We start from the raw sequence: 9195 nt of genomic DNA, 5'->3' as shown, positions 1-9195 counted from the left end.
CTTTGGACAATGCGTCGCAGATTTCAACTGACCGATGACGAATGGCTGGTGATTGAGCCATTATTGCCGGACAGGCCTCGCGGCGTTCCGCGTGTGAATGATAGGCCGGTCAATAACGGGATATTGTCGCGGGTTTCGCACCATCAGTCCATGGGCCGATAATCCTGAGCGCCATGGGCCGCACATGACCTGCTACAACCGCTTTGTGCGCGGGCGCAAAGCCGACGTGCGGAACCGGCTTTTCGAAGCGGCGGGTCGAGCCTGAGACGGCGAACTGGTCATGATCGGCAGCTCTTCCATCCGGGTTCACCAGCACGGTGCGGCCCTGAAAACGGGGGCCAAATCTCTGCATGGGACGTGCCCGGGGCGGTTTGACGACGAAGATCCACGCACTGATTAATGGCCTTGGCCTGCCGATCCGCGGCATCTAACCGAAAGCCAAGCCAGCGATTGCCATGAGGCTGCGGGGCTGCTGGCCGCCGTGCCAGGCGGCACCACCTTTCTTGCCGATAAGGCTTATGACAATGATGCCAGTCACAGTCGGATCACAGCCGAGGGCGGCTTCGCCAACATCCCAGCCAAGCGCAACCGCCTCAAAAGCTTCGCGTTTCGCAGCTTTCTCTACCGCTATCGCGATATGCGCGGACGATTCTCTTGTAAATTCATAAACACCAGAGATTTAGCCACCAGATAGACAAACCAGGCGACAACTTTCCGGCAGCCATCAAGCTCTTTCGCGCACGCCTATCGACTGCCGCTCATGGGTCTAAAGCCCTATACATCCTGAAATCTCTGAAATATCGGGGTCTATTTTCAAACGCGCCGCTCCTGGCCCCTATTCCAGTTCCCTGCTCATTCTTTCAGAAGCCAGGAGGGAAACCGTCATCGGCAGTGGTTTCGATCCTGACGGGCGCGACCGGCTGCATGACCGCGATATGGCCGACTTCGACACTGTACAATGAGAGGAACCGGCATTGGCGGTGGTTTCGATCCCGGACGGGCGCGGCCGGTTGCGTGACCGCGATATGGCTGACATCGACACTGTACAAATGAGAGGAACCGGCATTGGCGGTGGTTTCGATTCCGGACGGGCGCGGCCGGTTGCGTGACCGCGATATGGCTGACATCGACACTGTACAAATGAGAGGAACCGGCATTGGCGGTGGTTTCGATCCCGGACGGGCGCGGCCGGTTGCGTGACCGCGATATGGCTGACATCGACACTGTACAAATGAGAGGAACCGGCATTGGCGGTGGTTTCGATCCCGGACGGGCGCGGCCGGTTGCGTGACAGCGATATGGCTGACGCCGATGCCACACAAACGGGAAAGGGCCGCTCTCTTTCGAGAACGGCCCTTCCGCTAAACCCTTAAGGTTCCGGTAGGTTACGCCTTGCGACGACGTGCCATGCCGAGACCCAGGATGCCGAGGCCGAGAAGGCCGAGTGCACCAGGTGCAGGCACTTCAGGGGGACGCTCGGGGATTTCGATGTCGAGGATCGAGATTTCGAGGTCGAGGGCATCGCCGAGGCTCTGGCCTTCTGCACCAGCGTCGATGACGAGTTCGATCGTGTCGTCGCCCGTCAGGATCGCCGTGTCGAAGTTCAGCGCATAAACGACTGGGAAGCCCAGCTCGGTGTCGACCAGGACGACATTCGTGTCCTGCAGAACGCCGTTGATCGAGAACTGATACGTACGCGGACGGTCAGCACTGATCTCCAGAATGCGGATCGAGCCGGATGCTGCACCCGTCTGGGCGTCGAACAGGGCCGAACCGATCTGATATTCCAGCGTCACGATACCGGCAACGCCCGTGTCGGACGAATAGATGAAGTTGCCGCCATCCGTACGGAACTGCGCACCGCTGGGGTCGCCATTCTCGTTATTGTCGACAACCAGGCTTGCCGTACGCGTGTAGTTCTCGACGCCAACCGTGATGGCCTGCGGGCCGGTCGAAATCTCGGGACCAGCCGTGAAAACGGGCTGACCGGTGAAGGCCGTCGCGAAATCGTCGAGGGGAACGACAGCTGCATTGGCTGCGGCCGCCATGCCGAATGCGGCTGCACCGGCGAAGAGTGTGGTCGTGATTTTCATGTCAATACTCCTGTATCAAACTTGCAAGGCGGGAAAAATCGCCATTCTGAGGGTAGCTATGCATGCGGCATGCCAAAACCAGTAATTACTTCAATTTCAGAGCGTTAAATCCTTATCTCATTCCACAGGAGTCGGAAAGTGTAAAAAATCTCGACACTTTCCGCTCCCTGCCCTGATCCTGACATGTGAACACCCGGAAGCGCTCGTTTCCGTCTTTGCTCAGACCGTGTGCCGGCGGCGCGAAAGGCCAAGGCCCAGCAGTCCAAGACCCAGGAGTGACAGCACGCCTGGTGCCGGTACGCTGACGGGAACGTCCGGAATCTCGATGTTGAGGAACGACAGCTCCAGATCGAGCGCATCGCCAAGGCTGCGGCCGGCGACACCGGCATCGATGGTGATGCCCAATATGTCATTGCCGGTCAGATTGGCCGTGTCGAAGTTCAGCTCGATGATCTTCGGGAAGCCCAGTTCCGTATCGATCAGCTGCTCATTGGTGTCGACCGCCACGCCATTCAGCGTGAAGATATAGGTGCGCGGCCGATCGGCGAACTCTTCCTGCAGACGCAGGATGCCTGTTGCCGAGCCCGTCTGCGCATCGAACAGGATCGCGCCCAGATCATATTCCAGCGTCGCGACAGCGCTGACGCCCGTGTCGCTCGACAGGATGAAATTGCCGGTGTCCGTGCGGAACTGCGCCATCGCGGGCGCGCCATTGACATTATTGTCCACGAGGAGGGACGCCGTCCGGTCGAACGTGTTGCCATCCACCGTGATCGTGTCCGTCGTCTGCACGACGGCACCGCTCGTGGCATAGGGCTGACCGGCGAATTCGGTCTCGAAATCGTCGAGGATGATGACAACGGCAGTGGCGGCGGATGCCATGCCAAGCGCGGTCGCGCCTGCCAGCAATGTGGTCGTGATATTCATGATGACTCGGTACTCCAAGGGTTACAGACGTTCGGTTTGCCCCCCGGAAACCGTCAGGCACCATGCAACGCCCGTGCCACCGGACGTTTATCCTTCCCCGAAAGATAGTTAACGGAACGTTTGCGCAAGAAGTTATTGAGACATGTAAAGAATACCGACACTTTTGGTGCCATTTCGGATTGATTCAGATCAAGCGCCGCCCCACGCGGCGCGCGCGGCGTCCGGCGCGGGTCCGCCGCGCGCATCCGCCCGCTTGCACCCGGCCCCGCCGCGCTTTACCTGCGCACGCATGACCTCAGCTTCGTCGACACCTCTCGCCAACATCCGCAATTTCTCCATCATCGCGCATATCGATCATGGCAAATCGACGCTCGCCGACCGCCTGATTCAGGAGACGGGCGGCCTGACCGCGCGCGAAATGTCGGAGCAGCTTCTCGACAATATGGATATCGAGCGTGAGCGCGGCATCACCATCAAGGCGCAGACCGTCCGCCTCCATTACACCGCGCAGGATGGCGAGACCTATCAGCTCAACCTGATGGACACGCCCGGCCATGTCGATTTCGCCTATGAGGTCTCCCGCTCCCTCGCCGCCTGCGAAGGCGCGCTCCTCGTCGTCGACGCCGCCCAGGGGGTGGAGGCGCAGACGCTCGCCAATGTCTACCAGTCGATCGAGCACGACCACGAGATCGTCCCCGTCATCAACAAGGTCGACCTGCCCGCCGCCGATGTCGAGAAGGTGCGCCAGGAAATCGAGGATATTGTCGGCCTCCCCGCCGATGACGCCGTCCTCACCAGCGCAAAAACCGGCCTTGGCATCGCCGATGTGCTGGAGGCGGTCGTCGCCCGCATCCCGCCGCCAAAGGGCGATGCCGACGCGCCCCTGAAGGCCATGCTCGTCGATAGCTGGTACGACCCCTATCTCGGCGTCGTCATCCTCGTCCGCATCGTCGAGGGCACGCTGAAAAAGGGCCAGCAGGTCAAGTTCATGCAGACCGGCGAGACGCATCTTATCGACCGCGTCGGCTGCTTCACGCCCAAGCGCATCGAGATGACCGAGCTCAATGTCGGCGAAATCGGCTTCATCACCGCGCAGATCAAGGAGGTCGCGCAGACCCGCGTCGGCGACACCATCACCAGCGCGAAGAACGGCACCGCCGCCCCGCTGCCCGGCTTCAAGGAGGTTCAGCCCGTCGTCTTCTGCGGCATGTTCCCCATCGACGCCGCCGATTTCGAGAAGCTGCGCGACTCGCTCGGCAAGCTCCGCCTGAACGACGCCTCTTTCCAGTGGGAGGCGGAATCCTCCGCCGCCCTCGGCTTCGGCTTCCGCTGCGGCTTCCTCGGCCTCCTCCATCTCGAGATCATTCAGGAGCGGCTGACCCGCGAATATGACCTCGACCTCATCACCACCGCGCCCAGCGTCGTCTACAAGGTCCACATGACCAATGGCGAACTGCGCGAGCTGCACAACCCCGCCGACATGCCCGACCCCGCCCATGTCGCGCATATGGAGGAGCCCTGGATCGAGGCCGTCATCTACGTCCCCGACGACTATCTCGGCTCCATCCTGAAACTGTGCCAGGACCGCCGCGGCATTCAGAAAAACCTCACCTATGTCGGCGGCCGCGCCCAGATCACCTATGAGCTGCCGCTCAATGAAGTCGTCTTCGACTTCTACGACCGCCTGAAAAGCATCTCCCGCGGCTATGCCAGCTTCGACTATCACCAGATCGGCTATCGCGAGGGCGACCTTGTGAAGATGAACATCCTCGTCAACGCGGAACCCGTCGACGCCCTCAGCATGGTCGTCCACCGCAGCGTCGCCGAGTCACGTGGCCGCGGCCTCTGCGAGCGCCTCAAAGACCTCATCCCCCGCCACCTCTTCAAAATCCCCATCCAGGCGGCGATAGGAGGAAAAGTCATCGCCCGCGAAACCATCAGCGCCATGCGCAAAGACGTCACCGCCAAATGCTACGGCGGCGACATTTCGAGGAAGAAGAAGCTGCTGGAAAAACAGAAAAAGGGTAAGGCCAAGATGAGGCAGTACGGCAATGTCGACATCCCGCAGGAAGCGTTCATCGCGGCGCTTAGGATGGGGGAGGAGTAAATCAGGGGACCTACGTAGTTGTGTGACCCAACGAACGCATCCATAGTGCAGCCTCAAAAAGGAGAATGTCATGGGTCGCGCAAAAGAGGATTTAGAACGCCAGACGGAAGCGTACAAACGGGCGATGCCCAAGTGCGACCTTTGCGGAAGCCCTGTCGAATCCAGCGGCGATTCTATATGTGCGGACTGCAAACACACTATGAATAAAGAGGATTAGAAAACCCGGCGCGATGGCCGGGTAATCTATGTTCTAATTCATTGCGCGGCGGCTGATACGTTTTTTGAGCAACTCCAGCCAATCGTTCATGTCTTCCACGCTTTGCTCCGAAAGGTTTGAGGGCCACTCAATCTTAATCGTACCCTCATCTGCATCAAAAGTTTCCGAGCGATACCCTTCTGGCGTTGCCACTATTTTTTCAGCCAAAGGCATTTTGGGTGGCGAATTAGCGTCGGGGCGCTCACGTACAATTACATTATCCATTTCAAGTCCTGCCTCGCTTCCATCGACAAAGACCCACGTTTTTCCCTTATCCTGCATGACGGCCCGGACGCGCATTGGTTCCGGATTGGCAAGGCTGCCCTCGCTCTCGTAATCAATAAGGTCTCCAACGCGAGCGCCGCCATAGGTGATATTATTACCACTTCCAGTCGGCATCTCCGGTTTTGGACTGTTTAATTCCTCGGCTCCATGACTTTCGATGGCCCCTGATTGCTCCAAAAACAGCAACGTATCTAAATATGCCTTCATGGCTGGACGTATCGCGGATTGGTTGAATCCTTGGCGGCTCAAGTGGGTCTCGACGCCTTCCTCCGGGGGCACAATGCCGGGGAAGCGCTCCTCTAATTCTTGAAATAGCCGAGGCTCTAAACCCGCCTTACGGATTTGGTCGCGGCGCTCAATCTCGCTTTCTGGGTGTAGAATCGCAGCAGCACGAGGAGTTACCCTCATGTGTCCCTTCCCGGCCCTCTCGACGAGGCCGTATTGAGCAAGTGATGCCAGAGCTTTGTTCGCAGGGCCACTAAGCGTCGAGTAACCAATAAGCCGTGCACCGTCGGTTCGATCAACTGCCGACGAACGATATTTTTCCTCAATCTTACGAACCGCCTCAATCGCATCATGCAGGGACATGCTAGGATATGAAGGGCTTCGGATAGGTTTTGGCGCTGGCGCTGTCATGTCAAATCTCCAAGCAATTTTGCGCCTCATACACAGAGTAAGAGACGTAAGCAACCGATTACTCAAAAGAGACTTGACGCGAATCCCCCGACTGGTGCAGGTAGGCGAAATCCGGCGAAACACCCGCAGAAGGCGAGCGTGCTGGACAGGAGGCGTTGTTGCCTATGAGATAGCGAAACGGTCACGGGACACCGAAGTCCCGGAAACGAAAAAAGGCCGACCCGAAGGTCGACCTTTCCGTTCAATTGGGCTGTCGAAACATGCACCAATCTCCCTAGTGCAATATGGAGATTCGCATGTTTCGCAGTCCACAGCAAGGACTTTGCGTAACATGGTGTTCATTCACGCATATTATCGCATCCGCTTCGGTCGCGTAGAGCACGTTCGCTCTCACTACCGCTCGGCGTAGTGCGATGATTCTCAACCAACCTGGCAGGCGTTAGCGGTCAGGGGGTTTCTTTCCACTACTGGGTCGCTTCGGCGGCCCTTTTTTCTTGCCCGTTCGCAGCTTCACGTTATCCGGTAAATCGTCCGGGTCGGTCTGTAGAAAGCGTTCAAGCGCCTCATCGAACGGCATGTCTAGCTTGACGGGCTTGTCTCTCTTAGCGTCGGTCATGCGATCAGGTTCTTATACGTCAACCTGCCCGCTGTCTGTGCCAGAAGCGCGTTCACACGGTCACCTTCGCCAGCATTGCGTAAATTGAAGCGCCACGTCATCTCGCCAAGATATTTCGACAGGTGCTTACGGCTCATGAAGTGGTGTGTGCCGACGATCTGGCGTTTGAACAGCGCCCATACGCTTTCAATGCCGTTTGTGTGATTGAAATAGTCCCGCACATACTCGCCTGCGCTATGAACGACTGTATGGTGGTTGTAATCCCCTTGCAGGCCCTGAAATCCTACATGCTCGTCCGTCATCACGTTTGCGCCTTTTGCGACGTTCTCACGGATGACCGTCTGGACCGTGCGAGCGCGTAGATTAGGCGTCTCGCCAGTGCGGAGTTCGCCGCCGCGCTCTAGGACACCAAGGACGGCCACCTTGCCCGCCCCGCCTTGCTGACCCGGCTTACGCTTGCTGCGATGCTTGTTCTTTTCCTTACCGCCGATGAATGTTTCGTCGGCCTCAACTTCGCCTTTTAGCGGACGATTAAAAGATTGTGTGCGGATGGCATGGCGCAAGCGATGCGTCATAAACCATGCGGTTTTTTGTGTGACGCCAATGTCTTTGGCAAGTTGGGTGCTGGCGATACCCTTTTTGTGGGATGTCAGAAGCCAGATAGCCATCATCCACTTACGCATCTGGACCTTGCTGTCCTCGAAAATCGTGCCAACCTTGATCGAAAAGCGTTTCCGGCAATCACCGCACTTATGAGTGCGCTTGTCAGAGAAGTGATAGACTTTCGTGCTGCCACAGTGAGGGCAGAACGCGCCGTTTTTCCAGCGGATCGCCGTGAAGTGGTCGATTGCCGACTGTTCGTCAGGGAAAGCCGACATCATCTCCATGAGAGTGTCGAAGGACTGCATAGCGGGTTTGTTCGTCGTCATGCAGTTAATATACGACAGTTACCCGGTTGGGTCAAGCACGTATATTGGCCCCTAAATCAGGAAAGGACAAGGCATAGTGGAGGCACCTTGCCAGCAACAAACGACGTATGGTTACAAAACTCAAAAATTTGAGTAATCTTGAAGATATACTTTGTCGATGAAAAGACCGTACTATAAGTATTCCGGCAAATACTAAAACTGGATTGAATATGCTGTTCGACCTTAATTTTCGAACCAACCAAGGGCAGGTCTCCTTTTCTGTAGGACATGGCTCAAAAGTCCTTATTGCCGGGCCAAACGGCGTTGGAAAATCGGCGTTTTTGGCTACGTTGTATCGAAGCCTACCCGAAGGCTCCGCTACCTACCTTCCTGGCCACAGGCAAATTAACTTTAACCATGGATGGAGCTCGGGAGGACAAGACGCCGCTCAGCTCGTGCGCAACTTGTTCGCCCAACACGACTCATTCAATAGATACAAAGGTGCTTGGGCCGAGGACCAGTTTAAGTCATTAATTAGGGGCCTTTTAAATCTTGAATCAAAGTTCAATCGAGATTTTCGAAAAAATTTCGCGCTAGGACACCACACTAACACTGTCGATGGATCGAAACGCGAGAGTCCTCTTGATACGGTTAACGCCATTTTTGAAGCCGCACGCTTACCGGTACATTTTTCCGTCTCTGAAATCGGATTTTCCGCAAACCGAGAAGGCTCAGAATATCCGATCGATGCGATGTCAGATGGTGAGCGAGCGGCGCTCTTTATTGTCTCTGCAGTAGTAACACAATCCCCTAACTCCGTGCTACTTATCGACGAACCTGAAAAGCACCTTCATCCAAGTATCACCGGGGGACTACTCGACGCATGCATAAGATACAGATCTGATATTTCGTTAATTATCGCGTCTCATGATGTTAGTATAATACAGCGCCTCGACACCACGCACGTAATTCATGTGAAAAATTCGCGCGTTATAAACACTCGTCCTGAGTCTAGATTGTTCGAGGCCGATGTACTTGATAATTTTGAAGACGTTCCTGAAAACCTTCGTACCGATCTTCTGGGGTCTCGATCAAAAACACTTTTCATCGAAGGGGAGCCTACTTCTTACGACGTTGCACTGTACAGTCACATTTACAGCGACTTGCGCATAATACCGAAGGGCGGCCATGGAAAGGTCCTAGAGGCTGTATCTGCTCTACGAAACATTAGATCCGAACACAGACTAAATCCATTTGGACTAATTGACGGTGATGCTCGGAGCGATCAAGAATGCGAAATACTCAAGAATCGTGGTATTTTTACACTACCGTGTCCGACCATAGAAAACATTTTTTTCCATGAAGCG

At 56.3% G+C, this 9195-nt stretch carries 8 protein-coding genes and 1 pseudogene; 3 read left to right on the top strand and 6 right to left on the bottom strand.

The window, feature by feature from the left end; all coding sequences use genetic code 11:
• Window positions 1-9: 9 nt before the first annotated feature.
• A pseudogene (locus KCG44_RS14275) lies at window positions 10-747 on the top strand (IS5 family transposase); the annotation flags it as partial.
• 113 nt (window positions 748-860) lie between these two features.
• Here the strand turns inward: KCG44_RS14275 and KCG44_RS14270 are convergent.
• The 3 genes from KCG44_RS14270 to KCG44_RS14260 all read right to left on the bottom strand — a co-directional run bounded on the left by KCG44_RS14270 (window position 861) and on the right by KCG44_RS14260 (window position 3020).
• Window positions 861-1127, bottom strand: coding sequence for a hypothetical protein (locus KCG44_RS14270; RefSeq protein WP_218446798.1), 267 nt, complete (start codon window positions 1125-1127; stop codon window positions 861-863).
• 258 nt (window positions 1128-1385) lie between these two features.
• Window positions 1386-2093 (bottom strand): PEP-CTERM sorting domain-containing protein, encoded by a 708-nt coding sequence (locus KCG44_RS14265; RefSeq protein WP_218446797.1) that lies wholly within the window; start codon window positions 2091-2093, stop codon window positions 1386-1388.
• Window positions 2094-2312: 219 nt separating this feature from the next.
• Window positions 2313-3020 (bottom strand): PEP-CTERM sorting domain-containing protein, encoded by a 708-nt coding sequence (locus KCG44_RS14260; protein WP_218446796.1) that lies wholly within the window; start codon window positions 3018-3020, stop codon window positions 2313-2315.
• A gap of 289 nt (window positions 3021-3309) precedes the next feature.
• Here KCG44_RS14260 and lepA point away from each other — a divergent pair, with 289 nt between their 5' ends.
• A complete protein-coding gene (gene lepA / locus KCG44_RS14255) occupies window positions 3310-5127 on the top strand; it encodes a translation elongation factor 4 (RefSeq protein ID WP_218446795.1) in 1818 nt (605 codons plus the stop codon).
• Window positions 5128-5377: 250 nt separating this feature from the next.
• Here lepA and KCG44_RS14250 read toward each other — a convergent pair whose 3' ends face one another.
• The 3 genes from KCG44_RS14250 to KCG44_RS14240 form a co-directional block, all read right to left on the bottom strand.
• The gene (locus tag KCG44_RS14250; protein WP_218446794.1) at window positions 5378-6256 is read right to left on the bottom strand and encodes a hypothetical protein; all 879 of its coding nucleotides are present in this window, start codon (window positions 6254-6256) and stop codon (window positions 5378-5380) included.
• Window positions 6257-6743: 487 nt separating this feature from the next.
• Complete coding sequence (locus KCG44_RS14245) at window positions 6744-6920, bottom strand: hypothetical protein (RefSeq protein ID WP_218446793.1); 177 nt, start codon at window positions 6918-6920, stop codon at window positions 6744-6746.
• Entirely contained in the window at window positions 6917-7849 is a 933-nt protein-coding gene (locus KCG44_RS14240; RefSeq protein ID WP_218446792.1) for an IS1595 family transposase, read from the bottom strand. The genes KCG44_RS14245 and KCG44_RS14240 overlap by 4 nt, the downstream gene beginning before the upstream one ends.
• 209 nt (window positions 7850-8058) lie before the next feature.
• On the opposite strand from KCG44_RS14240, the gene KCG44_RS14235 reads away from it, so the two are divergent.
• A partial coding sequence (locus KCG44_RS14235; RefSeq protein WP_218446791.1) for an ATP-dependent nuclease occupies window positions 8059-9195 on the top strand: 1137 nt, incomplete at its 3' end.

This window comes from Pacificimonas pallii, assembly GCF_019204005.1.
GTDB lineage: Bacteria > Pseudomonadota > Alphaproteobacteria > Sphingomonadales > Sphingomonadaceae > Pacificimonas > Pacificimonas pallii.
Note: the sequence above shows the minus strand (reverse complement) of the source record. Positions and strands in the feature narration are given on the sequence as shown.